We start from the raw sequence: 19,361 nt of genomic DNA, 5'->3' as shown, positions 1-19,361 counted from the left end.
GACAACGTCTCGATCACCGTCAAGCTGATCAACCCGATCGCGATGGAAGAGGGCCTGCGCTTCGCGATCCGCGAAGGCGGCCGCACCGTCGGCGCCGGCGTGGTGGCGAAGATCCTCGAGTAAGGAAGTTCCGCAGGGGCGTAGCTCAATTGGCAGAGCGCTGGTCTCCAAAACCAGAGGTTGGGGGTTCGATGCCCTCCGCCCCTGCCAACCGTCCGTCGCGGTTGGCTGATCCAGAAGTCTGAAGCTGTTCCATGGCCAACCCCCCGACCACCGTCGAAACCGTTTCGACTCCTGCCGACAAGGCCAAGCTCGGCGTTGCCGCGCTGCTGGTCGTCGCCGCGGTCGGCGCGTTCTACGCGCTGGGCCGTCAGGGCCTGTGGGTGCAGGTCGCTGCGCTCGTGGTGCTGCTGGCCGCTGCGGCGGCGACGTTCTTCACGTCCGAGCCCGGCAAGCAGCTCATCGCCTACGGCCGCGATTCGGTCAAGGAAGTCCGCAAGGTCGTGTGGCCGACCCGCAAGGAGGCCGCGCAGATGACGGCCTACGTGTTCGGGTTCGTCGTCGTCATGGCCCTCTTCCTGTGGCTGACGGACATGACGCTCGAGTGGGTCCTGTACAAGCTGGTGCTCGGCTGGAAGCAATGAGGAATCCCAAGTGAGCGAAGAAGTACAGGCGCCCGAGTCGTTCGCGCCGACCGCCAACAAGCGGTGGTACGTCGTCCACGCCTACTCGGGCATGGAAAAGGCGGTCGAGCGGAACCTGCGCGAGCGCATCGACCGCTCGGAGCTGAAGGAGAAGTTCGGCCGCATCCTGGTGCCGATGGAAGAGGTCGTCGAGCTCAAGAACGGCAAGAAGTCGGTCAGCGAGCGTCGCTTCTTCCCCGGTTACGTGCTCGTCGAGATGGAGATGGACGACGACACCTGGCACCTCGTGAAGCACACGAGCAAGGTGACCGGTTTCGTCGGCGGCGCCAAGACCAAGCCGTCGCCGATCTCCGAGTCCGAGGTGATGAAGATCGTCAGCCAGATGCAGGAGGGCGTCGAGAAGCCCCGCCCGAAGGTGCAGTGGGAAGTCGGCGAGATGGTCCGCATCAAGGAAGGCCCGTTCACCGACTTCAACGGCAACGTCGAGGACGTCAACTACGACAAGTCGAAGGTCCGCGTCGCCGTCACCATCTTCGGCCGCGCGACGCCGGTCGAACTCGACTTCGGTCAGGTCGAGAAGGTCTGATCGTGCAGGGGCGCCGCCCGGCGCTCTGGTTGACTGCCGCGGCGGTCCGCCCGGCCGGCGCGCCCTGATCGGGCGCCCAGACAAGGTCAAAGCCCCGGCGGGGGCTGGCGACGCCCGTCGCCTCCCGCCCGTACCAGCCGGCGACGCATGCCGGCAGCGAGGAGCTCCGGTAGCCATCCCGGGGCGCTAGCACTCAAACCCGGTCGCGGCCGCCCGCTGCGACCGACTCGGAGATCCACATGGCAAAGAAGATTGTCGGCTTCATCAAGCTGCAAGTTCCGGCCGGCAAGGCCAACCCGTCGCCGCCGATCGGCCCGGCGCTCGGCCAGCGCGGCCTCAACATCATGGAGTTCTGCAAGGCATTCAACGCGCAGACCCAGGGCATGGAACCCGGTCTCGTGCTGCCGGTCGTGATCACCGCGTTCGCGGACAAGTCGTTCACGTTCCAGCTCAAGAGCCCGCCGGCGTCGGTGCTGATCAAGAAGGCGCTCAAGCTCGACAAGGGTTCGGCGAAGCCGCACACCGACAAGGTCGGCAAGCTCACGCGCGCCCAGGCCGAGGACATCGCGAAGACCAAGATCAAGGACCTGACCGGCGCCGACCTCGATGCGGCGGTCCGCACCGTCGCGGGCACGGCCCGTTCGATGGGCATCACCGTGGAGGGCTTCTGACATGGCCAAACTGACGAAGCGCCAGCAGGCGATGGCCGGCAAGGTCGAGAGCACCAAGCTGTACCCGATCGAGGGTGCGCTCGAGCTCGTGAAGACCCACGCCACCGCGAAGTTCGATGAATCGATCGACGTCGCCGTGCAGCTCGGCATCGATGCCAAGAAGTCCGACCAGGTCGTGCGCGGCGCGGTCGTGATGCCCAACGGCACCGGCAAGACCAAGCGCGTCGCGGTGTTCGCGCAGGGCGTCAAGGCCGACGATGCCCGCGCCGCCGGCGCCGACGTGGTCGGCATGGACGACCTCGCCGAGCAGATCCGCGGCGGCAACCTGAACTTCGACGTCGTGATCGCCTCGCCGGACACGATGCGCGTGGTCGGTACGCTGGGCCAGATCCTGGGCCCGCGCGGCCTGATGCCGAACCCGAAGGTCGGCACCGTCACGCCCGACGTCGCGCAGGCGGTCCGCAACGCCAAGGCCGGCCAGGTCCAGTTCCGGGTCGACAAGGCCGGCATCATCCACGCGACGATCGGCCGCCGCTCGTTCGAGTCCGACAAGCTCGTCGGCAACCTGCGCGCGCTGATCGAGGCCCTGAACAAGGCCAAGCCGGCGTCGAGCAAGGGCGTCTACCTGCGCAAGGTTGCGCTGTCGTCGACCATGGGCGTCGGTGCCCGCGTCGACGTGGCGTCGATCAACGCCGCCCCGGCCAACGCCTGATCGGCGTTCGATGAACCCCGGCCGGCGCGTGCGCCGGCCCTTCGAGTTGGTGGGCTGTCGCGGCGCAAGTCGCGGCAGGTCATCCGAGACCGCTGGCGTGGCCCTCGGGCCGCTTAATCGAGACGCACCGCTCCCGGGCGGCGTCGCAAGCCAGCGCAGATGGCGTCCCGCTGAAGAAGAACGCAAGTTCCTGTTCAGAGGTCGCTGAACCGAGCGCCGCGAAGGGTGGAGACGCCCGACGCGGCGCGTGATGTGAGGAGCAGACCTTGAGTCTCAACCGCAACCAGAAGCAGACCGTCGTGTCGGATGTGAGCGCCCAGGTGGCCAACTCACAGACGCTCGCGCTGGCTGAGTACCGTGGCCTCACCGTCGCTCATCTCGATACGCTGCGCCGTCAGGCGCGCGACAAGGGTGTGTACCTTCACGTGCTGAAGAACACGCTCGCCCGTCGCGCCGTCGCCGGCACGCCGTTCGAGGTCGCGTCGGAGAGCATGGTCGGCCCGCTGATCTATGGTTTCTCCCAAGACCCGGTTGCCGCCGCGAAGGTCCTGTCGGACTTCGCCAAGGGCAACGACAAGCTGATCGTCAAGGGCGGCGCCTACGCCGGCAAGACGCTCGACGCCGCCGGCGTGACCGCACTCGCTTCGGTCCCGTCGAAGGAAGTGCTGCTCAGCCAGCTGCTCGGCCTGATGCAGTCGCCGGTCGCCCGCGTCGCGCGCGTTCTGGCGGCGATCGCCGAGAAGCGCGAGGCGCCCGCTGCCGAGCCGGCCGCGGCTTGACGAACCGACTCCCGTAACCATCTTCTGAACTGGAACATTCAAATGGCATTCGATAAAGACGCATTCCTCTCTGCCCTCGACAGCATGTCGGTGATGGAGCTCAACGACCTCGTCAAGGCGATCGAGGAGAAGTTCGGCGTGTCGGCGGCGGCGATGGCCGCGCCGGGCGGCGGCGGTGGCGGCGGCGGTGCCGCGGCGCCGGCGGCCGAAGAGCAGACCGAGTTCACCGTCGTCCTCACCGACGTCGGCGCGAACAAGGTTTCGGTCATCAAGGCCGTTCGCGAACTCACCGGCCTGGGCCTCAAGGAAGCCAAGGACCTGGTCGACGGCGCTCCGAAGCCCGTCAAGGAAGGCGTTGCCAAGGCCGACGCCGAGGCTGCGAAGAAGAAGCTGGAAGAAGCCGGCGCCAAGGCCGACCTCAAGTAAATCGGCGCGGGCCTGCTGCGCGACGCGATCTCGGTGCTGCGATGCTCGCCGTACGCCAGTACGGCTGCGCTTCTCGCGCCAAGCTCGCGCCGCTCGCGACGGCCCTCGCTCGATTTACTACGGGCTTGCTCGTGGAGCCTGTGGACGCTCCCGGTCCTCTCGGCCGGGGGCGTTTTCGTCTATACCCCTCTTGAGAACGCTTGAAAGCACCCTCTGCGAGAATCGAGGGTTTTTCCAAGCGAATTCAACATAGTTTCTTGATCCGACTGCAAGGAACGGGTTTGGTCGGGCTCCGGTGCAACGCCGGGGTTGTCCGCCAGCGGCAGGTAGTGGCCTGCCACCAAGCTTCGGGCGCAAGGCCTGAAAGACAGTCGCCGATGGAACGTGCAGGTCCCGGCCCGGCCGCACGCTCCTGAACGGAGTGAAACACCACCCATGGCGCAGCAAACGACCCCTTACAGCTATACCGAGCGCAAGCGTATCCGCAAGAGCTTCGGCAAGCGGGAGAGTGTCCTCAACGTTCCCTATCTGCTCACGATGCAGAAGGAATCGTACGTCGCGTTCCTGCAGAAGGACGTGCCGCCGGCCAGGCGCAAGCCCGAGGGGCTGCAGGCGGCGTTCCTGTCCGCGTTCCCGATCGTCTCGCACAACGGGTTCGTCGAGATGAAGTTCATCGAATACAACATGGCCAAGCCCGCGTTCGACACGCGGGAGTGCCAGCAGCGCGGCCTCACGTACGCCGCTGCGGTGCGTGCCAAGTTGCAGATGATCATCTATGACCGCGAGTCGGCGCAGGCCAAGACGGTCAAGGAGATCAAGGAGCAGGAGGTCTACATGGGCGAGGTTCCGCTCATGACCGACTACGGCTCCTTCATCGTCAACGGCACCGAGCGCGTCATCGTCTCGCAGCTGCACCGCTCGCCGGGCGTGTTCTTCGAGCACGACAAGGGCAAGACGCACTCGAGCGGCAAGCTCCTGTTCAGCGCGCGGATCATCCCGTATCGCGGTTCGTGGCTCGACTTCGAGTTCGACCCGAAGGACATTCTGTATTTCCGCGTCGACCGCCGTCGCAAGATGCCGGTGACGATCCTGCTCAAGGCGATCGGCCTCAACCCGGAGCAGATCCTCGCCAACTTCTTCGTCTTCGACACCTTCCGTCTCATGGAGACGGGCGCGCAGCTCGAGTTCGTGGCCGACCGCCTGCGCGGTGAAGTCGCGCGCTTCGACATCACCGACAAGGACGGCAACGTCGTCGTCGAGAAGGACAAGCGCATCACCGCGCGCCACGTCCGCACGATCGAGCAGTCGGGCACCACCCACATCAGCGTGCCCGAGGACTACCTCGTCGGCCGCATGCTCGCCAAGAACATCGTCGACGCCGACACCGGCGAGATCATCGCCAAGGCCAACGACGAGCTCACCGACACGCTGCTGAAGAAGCTGCGCGTCGCGGGCATCAGCGAGATCCAGGCGCTCTACACCAACGAGCTCGACGAAGGCGCGTACATCTCGCAGACGCTGGCGTCGGACGAGACCGCCGACCAGCTCGCCGCGCGCGTGGCGATCTACCGCATGATGCGCCCCGGCGAGCCGCCGACCGAGGACGCGGTCGAGGCCCTGTTCCACCGCCTCTTCTACTCGGCCGATACGTACGACCTGTCGCGCGTCGGCCGCATGAAGTTCAACGCGCGCGTCGGTCGCGACACGCCCGAAGGCGCGATGACGCTGTCGAACGAGGACATCCTCGACGTCGTCAAGATCCTGGTCGAGCTGCGCAACGGCCGTGGCGAGGTCGACGACATCGACCACCTCGGCAACCGCCGTGTCCGCTGCGTCGGCGAGCTCGCCGAGAACCAGTACCGCTCGGGCCTCGCGCGCATCGAGAAGGCCGTCAAGGAACGTCTCGGCCAGGCCGAGACCGAGGCCCTGATGCCGCACGACCTGATCAACTCCAAGCCGATCTCCGCGGCGCTCAAGGAGTTCTTCGGGGCGAGCCAGCTCTCGCAGTTCATGGACCAGACCAACCCGCTGTCGGAGATCACGCACAAGCGGCGTGTCTCGGCCCTCGGCCCGGGCGGGCTGACGCGCGAGCGCGCCGGCTTCGAAGTGCGCGACGTGCACCCGACGCACTACGGCCGGGTCTGCCCGATCGAGACGCCGGAAGGCCCGAACATCGGCCTGATCAATTCGCTGGCGCTCTACGCACAGCTCAACGAGTACGGCTTCCTCGAGACGCCGTACCGCCGCGTGGTCGAGGGCAAGGTCACCAACCAGATCGACTACCTGTCGGCCATTGAGGAAGGCAAGTACGTCATCGCGCAGGCGAGCGCCACCCTCGACGCCGAAGGCAAGCTCGTCGACGAGCTGGTCTCCGCGCGCGAGAGCGGCGAGTCGGTGCTGACCTCGGCCGAGCGCATCCAGTACATGGACGTGGCGCCGACGCAGATCGTGTCGGTGGCGGCCTCGCTGGTGCCGTTCCTCGAGCACGACGACGCGAACCGCGCGCTGATGGGCGCCAACATGCAGCGCCAGGCCGTGCCGACGCTGCGCCCGGAAAAGGCGCTGGTCGGTACCGGCGTCGAACGCGTGGCCGCGAAGGACTCGGGCACCGTCGTCGCGGCGCGCCGCGGCGGCGTGGTCGACTACGTCGACACCAACCGCATCGTGATCCGCGTCAACGACACGGAAACGGTGGCCGGTGAGGTCGGCGTCGACATCTACAACCTGATCAAGTACCAGCGCTCGAACCAGAACACGAACATCCACCAGCGCCCGATCGTCAAGCGCGGCGACGTCGTCGCCGCCGAGGACATCATCGCGGACGGTGCGTCGACCGACATCGGCGAGCTCGCGCTCGGCCAGAACATGCTGGTCGCGTTCATGCCCTGGAACGGCTACAACTTCGAAGACTCGATCCTCATCAGCGAGCGCGTGATCGCCGAAGACCGCTACACCTCGATCCACATCGAGGAGCTGGTGGTGATGGCGCGCGACACCAAGCTGGGCGCCGAGGAAATCACCCGTGACATCCCGAACCTGTCGGAGCAGCAGCTGGCGCGCCTCGACGAGTCGGGCATCGTCTACGTCGGTGCCGAAGTCGAGCCGGGCGACACGCTGGTCGGCAAGGTCACGCCCAAGGGCGAGACCACGCTGACGCCGGAAGAAAAGCTCCTGCGCGCGATCTTCGGCGAGAAGGCCTCGGACGTGAAGGACACGTCGCTGCGCGTCGACCAGGGCACCAGCGGCACCGTCATCGACGTCCAGGTGTTCACGCGTGAAGGCATCCAGCGCGACAAGCGCGCCCAGCAGATCATCGACGACGAGCTCAAGCGCTACCGCCTGGACCTCAACGACCAGCTGCGCATCGTCGAGGCCGACGCGTTCGACCGGATCGAGAAGCTGCTGGTCGGCAAGACCGTCAACGGCGGCCCGAACAAGATCGCCAAGGGCACCGCGATCGACAAGGCCTATCTGGCCTCGATCGAGAAGTATCACTGGTTCGACATCCGTCCGTCGGACGAGGACCTCGCCAACCAGCTCGAGTCGATCAAGAACTCGCTCGAGCAGACGCGTCACAGCTTCGACCTCGCGTTCGAAGAAAAGCGCAAGAAGCTGACGCAGGGCGACGAGCTGCCGGCCGGCGTGCTGAAGATGGTCAAGGTGTACCTGGCGGTCAAGCGCCGCCTGCAGCCTGGCGACAAGATGGCCGGCCGTCACGGCAACAAGGGCGTGGTCTCGAAGGTCGTTCCGGTGGAAGACATGCCGTACATGGCCGACGGCACGCCGTGCGACATCGTGCTCAACCCGCTCGGCGTGCCGTCGCGGATGAACGTCGGCCAGGTGCTCGAGGTTCATCTCGGCTGGGCCGGCAAGGGCATCGGCCAGCGCATCGGCGACCTGCTGCAGAAGGAGGCGCGCGCGGCCGAGCTGCGCACCTTCCTCGACGAGCTGTACAACAAGTCGGGCGGCAAGACCGAGCGGCTCGACGACCTGTCGGACGACGAGGTCCGCGAGATGGCCGGCAACCTCGCGAACGGCGTGCCGTTCGCGACGCCGGTGTTCGACGGCGCGGCCGAGGAAGAGATCCGCGCGATGCTCAAACTCGCCTACCCGGACGAGATCGCCAGGGCCAAGGGCCTGACCGAGACGCGTACCCAGGCGATCCTGCACGACGGCCGCACCGGCGACGCCTTCGAGCGTCCGGTGACCGTGGGCTACATGCACGTGCTCAAGCTCCACCACCTGGTGGACGACAAGATGCACGCGCGCTCCACGGGTCCATACAGCCTGGTGACGCAGCAGCCGCTGGGCGGCAAGGCGCAGTTCGGCGGTCAGCGCTTCGGCGAGATGGAAGTCTGGGCGCTCGAGGCGTACGGCGCGTCGTACGTGCTGCAGGAGATGCTCACCGTCAAGTCGGACGACGTCAACGGTCGGACCAAGGTCTACGAGTCGATCGTCAAGGGCGAGCACGCCATCGAGGCCGGCATGCCCGAGTCGTTCAACGTGCTCGTCAAGGAAATCCGTTCGCTCGGTATCGACATCGAACTCGAGAGGAATTGACCCGCCCCCTGAGCGGCTGCGCCGCTTTCCCTCGAGGGGGCGACGCCAGCGGCCCGGCAACGCCGGGTCCGTGGCGTCCACTCGACAAGACGTCTTACGAATTTGAGATTAGGAGAACCTCATGAAGGGTTTGCTCGATCTGTTCCGCCAGTTCACGCCTGATGAGCACTTCGATGCCATCAAGATCGGACTGGCATCCCCGGAAAAAATCCGCTCGTGGTCGTTCGGCGAGGTCAAGAAGCCGGAGACCATCAACTACCGCACCTTCAAGCCGGAGCGTGACGGCCTCTTCTGCGCCAAGATCTTCGGGCCGATCAAGGACTACGAGTGCCTGTGCGGCAAGTACAAGCGCCTCAAGCACCGCGGCGTGATCTGCGAGAAGTGCGGCGTCGAGGTCACGCAGACCAAGGTGCGTCGCGAGCGCATGGGTCACATCGACCTGGCGGCGCCGTGCGCGCACATCTGGTTCCTGAAGTCGCTGCCGTCGCGTCTGGGCCTGGTGCTCGACATGACGCTGCGCGACATCGAGCGCGTGCTGTACTTCGAAGCCTACGTGGTCGTCGACCCGGGCATGACGCCGCTCAAGAAGTTCTCGATCATGAGCGAGGACGACTACGACGCGAAGCGTGCCGAGTTCGGTGACGAGTTCGTCGCGCTGATGGGCGCCGAAGGCGTGCACAAGCTGCTCGCCGAGATCGACCTCGACGTCGAGATCGAGAAGCTGCGCGGCGACATGACCGGCTCCGAGCTCAAGGTCAAGAAGAACTCGAAGCGCCTGAAGGTCATGGAAGCCTTCAAGAAGTCGGGCATCAAGCCGCAGTGGATGGTGATGGAGGTCCTGCCGGTCCTGCCGCCGGACCTGCGTCCGCTGGTGCCGCTGGACGGCGGCCGCTTCGCGACCTCGGACCTGAACGACCTGTATCGCCGCGTCATCAACCGCAACAACCGCCTCGCGCGGCTGCTCGAGCTGAAGGCGCCCGAGATCATCGTGCGCAACGAGAAGCGCATGCTGCAGGAGGCGGTCGACTCGCTGCTCGACAACGGCCGTCGCGGCAAGGCGATGACCGGCGCCAACAAGCGCGCCCTCAAGTCGCTGGCCGACATGATCAAGGGCAAGTCGGGTCGCTTCCGCCAGAACCTGCTGGGCAAGCGCGTCGACTACTCGGGCCGTTCGGTCATCGTGGTCGGCCCGACGCTCAAGCTCCACCAGTGCGGCCTGCCCAAGCTGATGGCGCTCGAGCTGTTCAAGCCGTTCATCTTCAGCCGCCTCGAGGCGATGGGCATCGCCACGACCATCAAGGCGGCCAAGAAGGAAGTCGAATCGGGCACGCCGGTGGTGTGGGACATCCTTGAGGAGGTCATCAAGGAGCACCCGGTTCTGCTGAACCGTGCGCCGACGCTGCACCGCCTCGGCATCCAGGCGTTCGAGCCGGTCCTCATCGAAGGCAAGGCGATCCAGCTGCACCCGCTCGTCTGCGCGGCGTTCAACGCCGACTTCGACGGCGACCAGATGGCGGTCCACGTGCCGCTCTCGATCGAGGCGCAGATGGAAGCCCGCACGCTGATGCTGGCGTCGAACAACATCCTGTTCCCCGCCAACGGCGAGCCGTCGATCGTGCCGTCGCAGGACGTGGTGCTGGGCCTCTACTACGCGACGCGCGAGCGCATCAACGGCAAGGGCGAGGGGCTGATCTTCTCGAACGTCGCCGAGGTGCAGCGCGCGCTCGACAGCGACGTGGTCGAGATCACCAGCAAGATCTCGGTGCGCATGACCGAGTACGCCAAGGACAAGGAGACCGGCGAGTTCACGCCGCACACCGCGCTCGTCGACACGACGGTCGGCCGTGCGCTGCTCTCGGAGATCCTGCCGAAGGGCCTGCCGTTCAGCAACCTCAACAAGGCGCTGAAGAAGAAGGAGATCTCGCGGCTGATCAACGCCTCGTTCCGCAAGTGCGGTCTGAAGGAGACGGTGATCTTCGCGGACAAGCTGCTGCAGTCGGGCTTCCGCCTTGCCACGCGCGCCGGCATCTCGATTGCGATCGACGACATGCTGGTGCCGAAGGAGAAGGTCGGCCTGATCGAGCGCGCCGAGCGCGAGGTCAAGGAGATCGAGCAGCAGTACGTCTCGGGTCTGGTGACCGCGGGCGAGCGCTACAACAAGGTGGTCGACATCTGGGGCAAGACCGGCGACGAAGTCGGCAAGGTCATGATGAGCCAGCTGTCGAAGCAGAAGACCACCGACCGCAACGGCAACCAGGTCGACCAGGAGTCGTTCAACTCCATCTACATGATGGCCGACTCGGGCGCGCGTGGTAGCGCGGCGCAGATCCGCCAGCTGGCGGGCATGCGCGGCCTGATGGCCAAGCCGGACGGCTCGATCATCGAAACGCCGATCACCGCGAACTTCCGCGAAGGCCTCAACGTCCTGCAGTACTTCATCTCGACGCACGGCGCCCGCAAGGGCCTGGCCGACACGGCGCTGAAGACCGCGAACTCGGGCTACCTCACGCGCCGCCTCGTCGACGTGACGCAGGACCTCGTCGTCATCGAGGAGGACTGCGGCACCCAGAACGGCATGAACATGCGCGCGCTGGTCGAGGGCGGCGAGGTCATCGAGAGCCTGCGCGACCGTGCGCTCGGCCGCGTCACCGCGACCGAAGTGGTGCACCCCGAGACGCAGGCGACGCTGCTCCCCGCGGGCGAGATGCTCGACGAGGACGCGCTCGACGATCTCGAGGCCGCGGCGGTCGACGAGGTGAAGGTGCGCACCGCGCTGACCTGCGCGACGCGCTTCGGCATCTGCGCGCGCTGCTACGGCCGTGACCTCGGCCGCGGCGGCCTGATCAACGTCGGCGAAGCGATCGGCGTGATCGCGGCGCAGTCGATCGGCGAGCCGGGCACCCAGCTGACGATGCGGACCTTCCACATCGGCGGTGCGGCGTCGCGCGCGGCGGTCGCGTCGAGCGTCGATGCCAAGTCCGAAGGCGTGGTCGGCTTCAACCCGACGATGCGCTACGTGACGAACGGCAAGGGCGAACTGGTGGTGATCTCGCGTTCCGGCGAGATCGTGATCTCCGATGCGCACGGCCGCGAGCGCGAGCGCCACAAGGTGCCGTACGGCGCGCTGCTCGGCATCAAGCCCGACCAGCCCGTCAAGGCCGGCACCGTGCTCGCGACCTGGGACCCGCTGACCCGCCCGATCATCACCGAGTTCGCCGGCCAGGCGAAGTTCGAGAACGTCGAGGAAGGCGTCACGGTCGCCAAGCAGGTTGACGAGGTGACGGGCCTGTCGACGCTGGTGGTCATCGACCCGAAGCGGCGCGGTGCGACCAAGGTCGTGCGTCCGCAGGTCAAGCTGCTCGACGCTGCCGGCAACGAGGTGAAGATCCCCGGCACCGACCACTCGGTGACGATCGCCTTCCCGGTCGGCGCGCTGATCCAGATCCGCGACGGTCAGGACCTGATGCCCGGCGAGGTGATGGCACGCATTCCGGTCGAAGGCCAGAAGACGCGCGACATCACCGGCGGTCTGCCGCGGGTGGCCGAGCTGTTCGAGGCGCGCACGCCGAAGGACAAGGGCACCCTCGCCGAGATGACCGGCACGGTCTCGTTCGGCAAGGAGACCAAGGGCAAGGTGCGTCTGCAGATCACCGACCCCGAGGGCAAGGTCTACGAGGAACTCGTCCCGAAGGAGAAGAACATCGTGGTCCACGAGGGCCAGGTGGTCAACAAGGGCGAGTCGATCGTCGACGGTCCGGCCGACCCGCAGGACATCCTGCGCCTGCTGGGCATGGAAGAGCTCGCGCGCTACATCGTCGACGAGGTGCAGGACGTCTATCGTCTGCAGGGCGTGAAGATCAACGACAAGCACATCGAGGTGATCGTTCGCCAGATGCTGCGTCGCGTGCAGATCACGAACCCGGGCGATACCGGCTACATCATCGGCGAGCAGGTCGAGCGCTCGGAGCTGCTCGATCGCAACGACAAGGCGCTCGCCGAAGGCAAGCTGCCGGCGACCTACTCCGACGTGCTGCTCGGCATCACCAAGGCGTCGCTGTCGACCGACAGCTTCATCTCGGCGGCTTCGTTCCAGGAGACGACCCGCGTCCTCACCGAGGCGGCGATCATGGGCAAGCGCGACGAGCTGCGCGGGCTGAAGGAGAACGTCATCGTCGGCCGCCTGATCCCGGCGGGTACCGGCATGGCGTTCCACGAGGCGCGCAAGGCCAAGGAAGCGCTCGACGATGCCGAGCGTCGTGCGATCGCGGTCCAGGAGGCCGAGGAGCTCGCCGCCGTCCAGATGGCGCAGGTCGACGCGGCCAGCGACGCGGCGACGGCACCGACCGAGACCGCCGAGTAACGGCAGGTCGGCATGCACCCGGCGCCTCGCGGGCGCCGGCGCGGAGGGAGGAGCGGCTTCACGGCCGCTCCTTTTTTTGGTCTGGCCGATCCGTATCGGCGCGCGTCGAGCGTGCTGGGAAGCCCGCGTCGGCGCCGTCAGGGCGATCGCGGCAGCGTGACGACAATCCCGCGCACCCACCCGAGTCCACCTCGATGAGCCACCTGTTCCAACCCCTCGAGATCGGCGCGCTGCGCCTCGCCAACCGCATCGTCATCGCGCCGATGTGCCAGTACTCGGCCGTCGACGGGTCGGCGCAGGACTGGCACCTCATCCACTGGGGCCACCTCGCACTCTCCGGCGCCGGGCTCATGATCGTCGAGGCGACCGCGGTGACGCCGGAGGGGCGCATCTCCCCGGGCGACCTCGGCCTCTATTCCGACGCCAACGAAGCCGCGATCGGACGCGCGCTCGAAGGCGTGCGCCGGCACGCGACGCTGCCGATCGCGATCCAGCTCGCCCACGCCGGCCGCAAGGCGTCGAGCCGCGCGCCATGGCAGGGCGGCACCCAGATCCCGTGCGACGCGCCCGATGGCTGGCGCGCGCTCGCGCCGTCGGCGCTGTCGCATGGCGACGGCGAAGAGCCGCCAGAGGCGATCGACCGCGCCGGCATGACGCGCGTACGCGACGCCTTCGCGGCGGCGGCGCAGCGGGCGGCGCGTCTCGGCTTCGCCGGCATCGAGGTCCATTTCGCGCACGGCTACCTGCTGCACGAGTTCCTGTCGCCGCTCGCGAACGCCCGTGACGACGCCTACGGCGGCAGCCTCGAGAACCGCATGCGCTTCCCGCTCGAGGTGTTCGATGCGGTGCGTGCCGCGTTCCCGGCCGAGCGGCCGGTGTGGGCGCGCCTGTCGGCGACCGACTGGGTCGACGGCGGCTGGGATCTGGACAGCAGCGTCGTGCTCGGTCAGCGCCTGGCCGAGCGCGGTTGCGCCGCGCTGCACGTCTCGAGCGGCGGCCTCTCGCCGCGCCAGCGCATTCCCGTCGAGCCCGGCTATCAGGTGCCGCTCGCGGGGCGGCTCAAGGCCGAGGTCGGCCTGCCGACGATCGCGGTCGGCCTCATCACCGAGCCGGAGCACGCCGAGGCGGTCGTCGCCGGCGGCGACGCCGACGCGGTCGCGCTCGCGCGCGGCATGCTCTACGACCCGCGCTGGCCCTGGCACGCCGCGGCGAAGCTCGGCGCGAGCGTCGCCGCGCCGCCGCAGTACTGGCGCTCGCAGCCGCGCGAGTTCCCGCGGCTGTTCGACGGCGCGGCGTTCGGCGGGCGCTGAACGCGCGTGTCGAATGGTGGCTTCCCCGACCAGGGGGCTGCACCGTCCCGTCGAGGGCGGCCTGCGTGCCGTGTGGTCTCGGGCATAAGCCTTGCCGCCGCGCCGTATCCCGTCCGCGGCGACCAGGCCGTGAACGCCCGAGGCTCGCCACCGCAAGGCTCCACGATGCGCGTCCACCATCTCAACTGCATCTCGTCGTGTCCGCTCGGCGGCCGTCTCATGGACGGCAGCCGGCGCTCGGTGCTCGAGCGCGGACACCTCTGCTGTCACTGCCTGCTGGTCGAGAGCGATGCCGGGCTGGTGCTGGTCGACACCGGCTTCGGCCTCCGGGACGTGGCGAGCCCGCGCACCCGGCTGAGCGGGTTCTTCCTCGGTCTGCTGAGCCCTGACTTCCGCGAGGAGATGACCGCCGTGCGGCAAATCGAGCGGCTCGGCTTTCGCGCCTCGGACGTGCGCCACATCGTGCTGACGCACCTCGACTTCGACCATGCCGGCGGGCTCGACGACTTTCCGCAGGCGGCGGTCCACATGCTCGCCGCCGAGCGCGACTACGCCCTGCAGCAGAAGACGTGGATGGATCGCCAGCGCTTTCGCCCGCAGCAATGGTCGACGCAGGCGAACTGGACCGTCTACCTGCCGTCGGCCGGCGAGCGATGGTTCGGCTTCGACTGCGTGCGCGGGCTCGCCGGCATCGGCGACGACGTGCTGCTCGTCCCCTTGCCCGGCCACACGTTCGGCCACGCCGGCGTAGAAGGACGGGCGCTGGCTGCTGCTCGCCGGCGACGCCTACTTCTACCACCGCGAAATGGACCTCGAGCAGCCCTGGTGCACGCCGGGGCTGCGCGCCTACCAGGCGATGCTCGAGAAGGACCGCAGCGCGCGCCTGGCCAATCAGCAACGCCTGCGCGAGCTGCGCGCCGCGCACGCCAGCGAGGTCGACGTGTTCTCGGGCCACGACACCGTGGAGTTCGAGCGCCTGTCGGGACGCTCGCCGCGCCTGCCGGCCGAGGCGTTCGCGCGCGCCGGCTGACGTCGCCCGCGCGGCCGCGGCGTCAGGGCGCGGCGCCCAGCGTCTCGAGCGTCCAGCGCTCGGGCGTGACGATCGCGACGCCGTGCTCGCGCGCGCGCCGAGCCACCTTGAGCACCGCACGGTCGCGGGTCAGCAGCGCGCGTGCGCCGGTCGCCACCGCGAGGTCGATGAACTTCTGATCCGACGCGTCGGTGCAGCGCAGGCGCCCGGGCCGGATGCCGTGCGGAGCCGCCTCGCGGACGCTCGCCCAGCGATCCCACGCGGCGAGCAGCGGGTACGGCTCGGCGGGCCAGCCGCGGATGCCGCGCTCGACGACGAGCGCGAACTCGGCACGCAGCACAGCCGAGACGGTCCAGCCGACGCGCCCGGCGACGATCGCCGCGCCGAGGGCGCCGAGGCTCGGGCGCTCGAACAGCAGCCAGTCGAGCACGACGTTGGTGTCGAGCACGACGTGCGGGCGTCCGGACGTCGCCCGCGCTGGGGCTGCGACGTCGGGCGGATCGGCGCGGCCGGCGCCGTCGTCGTCGCGCCTCGCGCGAGGCGCCGAATCGGCCTCGCCGCACGCCGCGGCGCCGCTCGAGCGGGATCCCGACGCCTGCGAGCCCAGGGTCGGGGCGGCGGGGGGAAGGGGGTGTACTTGCGCTCGCATCGCGCCTGAATATAATCGTGGGCTTTTCGGCAGGTTCTGCCGCGCTCTTTGTCGGGCGACCCAACCGGACGAGCCAGTCAGCTGGCCGCGTCTTGCGCTTGAAGTCGACACCCGTTCCCGGAGCCGGTTTCAACTGCAAACCGAGCCACCTTCGAGGCGCCGCGCCGGCCGAGGGTGCATGACTTCAAACGGGAATCTCTTCGATATGCCTACCATCAACCAGCTCGTGCGCCACGGTCGTGAGACCGAGACGGTGAAGTCGAAGTCGCCTGCGCTGCAGGGTGGCCCGCAACGCCGTGGCGTGTGCACGCGCGTCTACACCACGACGCCGAAGAAGCCGAACTCGGCGCTGCGCAAGGTCGCCAAGGTGCGCCTGACCAACGGCTTCGAGATCATCTCGTACATCGGCGGTGAAGGCCACAACCTGCAGGAGCACAGCGTCGTGCTGGTGCGCGGCGGTCGTGTGAAGGACCTTCCGGGCGTGCGCTACCACATCGTGCGCGGTTCGCTCGACCTCCAAGGCGTCAAGGACCGCAAGCAGGCCCGTTCGAAGTACGGCGCCAAGCGTCCCAAGAAGGCCTAACGCCGCAGGCGTTGACAGGAACGACGGCCTGAAGGCCGTCTCGTTTGTGCGGCCCTCGGGCCGCGAGTGCGGCGGCTGCGAGGCCGCCGAATACGGTGCCAGTCACCGAGTAAGTGAAGGGCCTCCTGCCCTTCGCGGCCGGGCAGTCCGTCCGGCCAGCTGAAACACAAGGAAGTGCAATGCCGCGTCGTCGCGAAGTCCCCAAGCGGGACATCCTCCCCGATCCCAAGTTCGGCTCGGTCGATCTCTCGAAGTTCATGAACGTGATCATGGAGTCGGGCAAGAAGGCGATCGCCGAACGCATCATCTACGGTGCGCTCGACCAGGTCGAGAAGAAGTCGGGCAAGGACCCGCTCGAGATCTTCATCGTCGCCCTCAACAACATCAAGCCGATGGTCGAGGTGAAGTCGCGTCGCGTGGGCGGTGCGAACTACCAGGTGCCTGTCGAAGTGCGCCCGGTGCGCCGTGTCGCGCTGGCGATGCGTTGGCTCAAGGAGTCGGCCCGCAAGCGTGGCGAGAAGTCGATGGCCCAGCGCCTCGCGAACGAGCTGCTCGAGGCGGTCGAGGGCCGTGGCGGCGCGATGAAGAAGCGCGACGAGGTGCACCGCATGGCCGAGGCCAACAAGGCCTTCTCGCACTTCCGCTTCTAAGCCCCGGCTCGAACGTTTCCCGATGCCCCGCCGGGTCGAGCGACCCGGCGCGGCATTTGTTTTTGGAGCTATTCCATGTCCCGCAAGACCCCCATCGAGCGCTACCGCAACATCGGTATCTCGGCTCACATCGACGCCGGCAAGACGACGACGACCGAGCGCATCCTCTATTACACCGGCGTGAACCACAAGATCGGCGAGGTGCACGACGGCGCCGCGACGATGGACTGGATGGAGCAGGAGCAGGAGCGCGGCATCACGATCACGTCGGCCGCGACGACGTGCTTCTGGAAGGGGATGGAGCTCAACTATCCCGAGCACCGCATCAACATCATCGACACCCCGGGCCACGTCGACTTCACCATCGAGGTCGAGCGCTCGATGCGCGTGCTCGACGGCGCCGTGATGGTGTACGACTCGGTCGGCGGCGTGCAGCCGCAGTCCGAGACGGTCTGGCGCCAGGCCAACAAGTACAAGGTGCCGCGCCTCGCGTTCGTCAACAAGATGGACCGCACCGGTGCCGACTTCTTCCGGGTGCGCCAGATGATGGTCGACCGCCTGAAGGCCAACCCGGTGCCCATCGTCATTCCGATCGGCGCCGAGGACAACTTCAAGGGCGTGATCGACCTCATCAAGATGAAGGCGATCATCTGGGACGAGGCGTCCCAGGGCATGAAGTTCACGTACGAGCCGATCCCGGCGAACCTCGAGGCGGAAGCGCGCAAGTGGCGCGAGCAGATGCTCGAGTCGGCTGCCGAGGCCAACGAGGAGTACATGAACAAGTACCTCGAGGAGGGTGACCTCACCGAGGCCGAGATCGTCAAGGCGATCCGCATGCGCACCATCGCCGGCGAGATCCAGCCGATGCTGTGCGGCACGGCGTTCAAGAACAAGGGCGTGCAGCGCATGCTCGACGCCGTCATCGACTTCATGCCGTCCCCGGTCGACATCCCGCCGGTGCCGGGCACCGACGAGAACGACCAGCCGACCGAGCGTCGCGCGTCCGACGACGAGAAGTTCTCGGCGCTCGCGTTCAAGCTGATGACCGACCCTTACGTCGGCCAGCTGACCTTCGTGCGCGTCTATTCGGGCGTGCTGAAGTCGGGCGACTCGGTCTACAACCCGCTGCGCGGCAAGAAGGAACGCATCGGCCGCATCCTGCAGATGCACGCGAACCAGCGCGAGGAAATCAAGGAGATCCTCGCGGGCGACATCGCCGCCTGCGTGGGCCTGCGCGACGTGACGACCGGCGAGACGCTGTGCGACCCGGCCTCGATCATCACGCTCGAGAAGATGGTGTTCCCGGAGCCGGTGATCTCGCAGGCCGTCGAGCCGAAGACCAAGGCCGACCAGGAAAAGATGGGCATCGCCCTCGGCCGCCTGGCCCAGGAAGACCCGTCGTTCCGCGTCAAGACCGACGAGGAATCCGGTCAGACCATCATCTCGGGCATGGGCGAGCTGCACCTCGAGATCCTGGTCGACCGCATGAAGCGCGAGTTCGGCGTCGAGGCCAACGTCGGCAAGCCGCAGGTCGCGTATCGCGAGACGATCAGGAAGCCCGTCAGCGAAGTCGAAGGCAAGTTCGTCCGCCAGTCGGGCGGCAAGGGCCAGTACGGCCACGTCGTGCTGTCGATCGAGCCGCAGGAGCCGGGCAAGGGCTTCGAGTTCGTCGACGCGATCAAGGGCGGCGTGGTGCCGCGCGAGTTCATCCCGGCGGTCAAGAAGGGCATCGAGGACTCGCTGCCGGCGGGCGTGCTCGCCGGCTACCCCGTCGTCGACGTCAAGGTCACGCTCACCTTCGGCTCGTACCACGAGGTCGACTCGAACGAAAACGCCTTCAAGATGGCGGCTTCGTTCGGCTTCAAGGACGGCTGCCGCAAGGCCTCGCCGGTGATCCTCGAGCCGATGATGGCGGTCGAGGTCGAGACCCCGGAAGACTTCGCCGGCAACGTGATGGGCGACCTCTCGTCGCGGCGCGGCATGGTCCAGGGCATGGACGACATCGCGGGCGGCGGCAAGATCATCAAGGCCGAGGTTCCGCTGTCGGAGATGTTCGGCTACTCGACGACGCTGCGCTCGATGTCGCAGGGCCGTGCGACGTACACGATGGAGTTCAAGCATTACGCCGAGGCCCCGAAGAACGTGGCCGACGCGATCATCACCGCGCGCGGCAGCGTCGTCGCCGGCCGCGCTTCATAGCGCGTCGCTACAGGCAAGCGGGGTCGCCGTGCGACCCTTTCAAGGTTTGATTTTTCGGAGTTCCGTTCATGGCTAAGTCCAAATTCGAGCGCACCAAGCCGCACGTCAACGTCGGCACGATCGGTCACGTCGACCATGGCAAGACCACCCTGACCGCGGCGATCACGACCGTGCTGTCGAAGATGTTCGGCGGCGAGGCCAA

The 19,361-nt window shown here is 67.4% G+C and carries 15 protein-coding genes, 1 tRNA gene and 1 pseudogene; 16 read left to right on the top strand and 1 reads right to left on the bottom strand.

Translation table 11 applies throughout. The features are described from left to right. The 12 genes and pseudogenes from HQN59_RS25190 to HQN59_RS25135 all read left to right on the top strand — a co-directional run. Nucleotides 1-123 (top strand): EF-Tu C-terminal domain-related protein (locus HQN59_RS25190; protein ID WP_459252722.1); only part of this gene is annotated, 123 nt, incomplete at its 5' end. Between the two features lie 11 nt (nucleotides 124-134). Beyond that, nucleotides 135-210 (top strand) — tRNA-Trp (locus HQN59_RS25185). A gap of 44 nt (nucleotides 211-254) precedes the next feature. Next, the gene (gene secE, locus HQN59_RS25180; RefSeq protein WP_176071900.1) at nucleotides 255-644 is read left to right on the top strand and encodes a preprotein translocase subunit SecE; all 390 of its coding nucleotides are present in this window, start codon (nucleotides 255-257) and stop codon (nucleotides 642-644) included. 10 nt (nucleotides 645-654) lie between these two features. Then, nucleotides 655-1,230 carry a transcription termination/antitermination protein NusG gene (nusG, locus tag HQN59_RS25175; RefSeq protein ID WP_176071899.1) on the top strand — a complete coding sequence of 192 codons (576 nt, stop codon included), beginning with the start codon at nucleotides 655-657 and terminating at the stop codon, nucleotides 1,228-1,230. Nucleotides 1,231-1,469: 239 nt separating this feature from the next. After that, a complete protein-coding gene (gene rplK, locus HQN59_RS25170; RefSeq protein ID WP_176071898.1) occupies nucleotides 1,470-1,901 on the top strand; it encodes a 50S ribosomal protein L11 in 432 nt (143 codons plus the stop codon). A 1-nt stretch (nucleotide 1,902) separates the two neighbouring features. Continuing rightward, nucleotides 1,903-2,613 carry a 50S ribosomal protein L1 gene (rplA, locus tag HQN59_RS25165; protein ID WP_176071897.1) on the top strand — a complete coding sequence of 237 codons (711 nt, stop codon included), beginning with the start codon at nucleotides 1,903-1,905 and terminating at the stop codon, nucleotides 2,611-2,613. A gap of 266 nt (nucleotides 2,614-2,879) precedes the next feature. Further along, complete coding sequence (gene rplJ / locus HQN59_RS25160) at nucleotides 2,880-3,392, top strand: 50S ribosomal protein L10 (RefSeq protein ID WP_176071896.1); 513 nt, start codon at nucleotides 2,880-2,882, stop codon at nucleotides 3,390-3,392. 42 nt (nucleotides 3,393-3,434) lie between these two features. Next, entirely contained in the window at nucleotides 3,435-3,818 is a 384-nt protein-coding gene (gene rplL, locus HQN59_RS25155; protein ID WP_176071895.1) for a 50S ribosomal protein L7/L12, read from the top strand. Between the two features lie 435 nt (nucleotides 3,819-4,253). After that, the gene (rpoB, locus tag HQN59_RS25150; RefSeq protein ID WP_176071894.1) at nucleotides 4,254-8,378 is read left to right on the top strand and encodes a DNA-directed RNA polymerase subunit beta; all 4,125 of its coding nucleotides are present in this window, start codon (nucleotides 4,254-4,256) and stop codon (nucleotides 8,376-8,378) included. 121 nt (nucleotides 8,379-8,499) lie between these two features. Beyond that, a complete protein-coding gene (gene rpoC / locus HQN59_RS25145) occupies nucleotides 8,500-12,738 on the top strand; it encodes a DNA-directed RNA polymerase subunit beta' (protein WP_176071893.1) in 4,239 nt (1,412 codons plus the stop codon). A gap of 194 nt (nucleotides 12,739-12,932) precedes the next feature. Next, the gene (locus tag HQN59_RS25140; protein WP_176071892.1) at nucleotides 12,933-14,048 is read left to right on the top strand and encodes an NADH:flavin oxidoreductase/NADH oxidase; all 1,116 of its coding nucleotides are present in this window, start codon (nucleotides 12,933-12,935) and stop codon (nucleotides 14,046-14,048) included. Nucleotides 14,049-14,213: 165 nt separating this feature from the next. Then, nucleotides 14,214-15,078 (top strand): annotated as a pseudogene (locus HQN59_RS25135) (MBL fold metallo-hydrolase). A gap of 22 nt (nucleotides 15,079-15,100) precedes the next feature. Here the strand turns inward: HQN59_RS25135 and HQN59_RS26655 are convergent. Further along, entirely contained in the window at nucleotides 15,101-15,526 is a 426-nt protein-coding gene (locus tag HQN59_RS26655) for a PIN domain-containing protein (RefSeq protein ID WP_342451320.1), read from the bottom strand. A gap of 406 nt (nucleotides 15,527-15,932) precedes the next feature. Between HQN59_RS26655 and rpsL the strand changes: the two genes are divergently transcribed. The 4 genes from rpsL to HQN59_RS25110 all read left to right on the top strand — a co-directional run. Beyond that, on the top strand, nucleotides 15,933-16,310 hold the full coding sequence (gene rpsL, locus HQN59_RS25125; RefSeq protein ID WP_176071890.1) for a 30S ribosomal protein S12: 378 nt from the start codon (nucleotides 15,933-15,935) through the stop codon (nucleotides 16,308-16,310). Between the two features lie 179 nt (nucleotides 16,311-16,489). Next, the gene (rpsG, locus tag HQN59_RS25120) at nucleotides 16,490-16,960 is read left to right on the top strand and encodes a 30S ribosomal protein S7 (protein ID WP_176071889.1); all 471 of its coding nucleotides are present in this window, start codon (nucleotides 16,490-16,492) and stop codon (nucleotides 16,958-16,960) included. A 75-nt stretch (nucleotides 16,961-17,035) separates the two neighbouring features. Beyond that, nucleotides 17,036-19,159, top strand: coding sequence for an elongation factor G (gene fusA / locus HQN59_RS25115; protein WP_176071888.1), 2,124 nt, complete (start codon nucleotides 17,036-17,038; stop codon nucleotides 19,157-19,159). A 68-nt stretch (nucleotides 19,160-19,227) separates the two neighbouring features. Then, nucleotides 19,228-19,361, top strand: a 134-nt coding sequence (locus HQN59_RS25110; protein ID WP_246295170.1) for a GTP-binding protein, incomplete at its 3' end; no start/stop codon positions are given.

Origin of the sequence: Rhizobacter koreensis (genome assembly GCF_013366375.1) — a bacterium.
GTDB classification, from domain to species: Bacteria; Pseudomonadota; Gammaproteobacteria; order Burkholderiales; family Burkholderiaceae_C; genus Schlegelella_A; species Schlegelella_A koreensis.
Note: the sequence above shows the minus strand (reverse complement) of the source record. Positions and strands in the feature narration are given on the sequence as shown.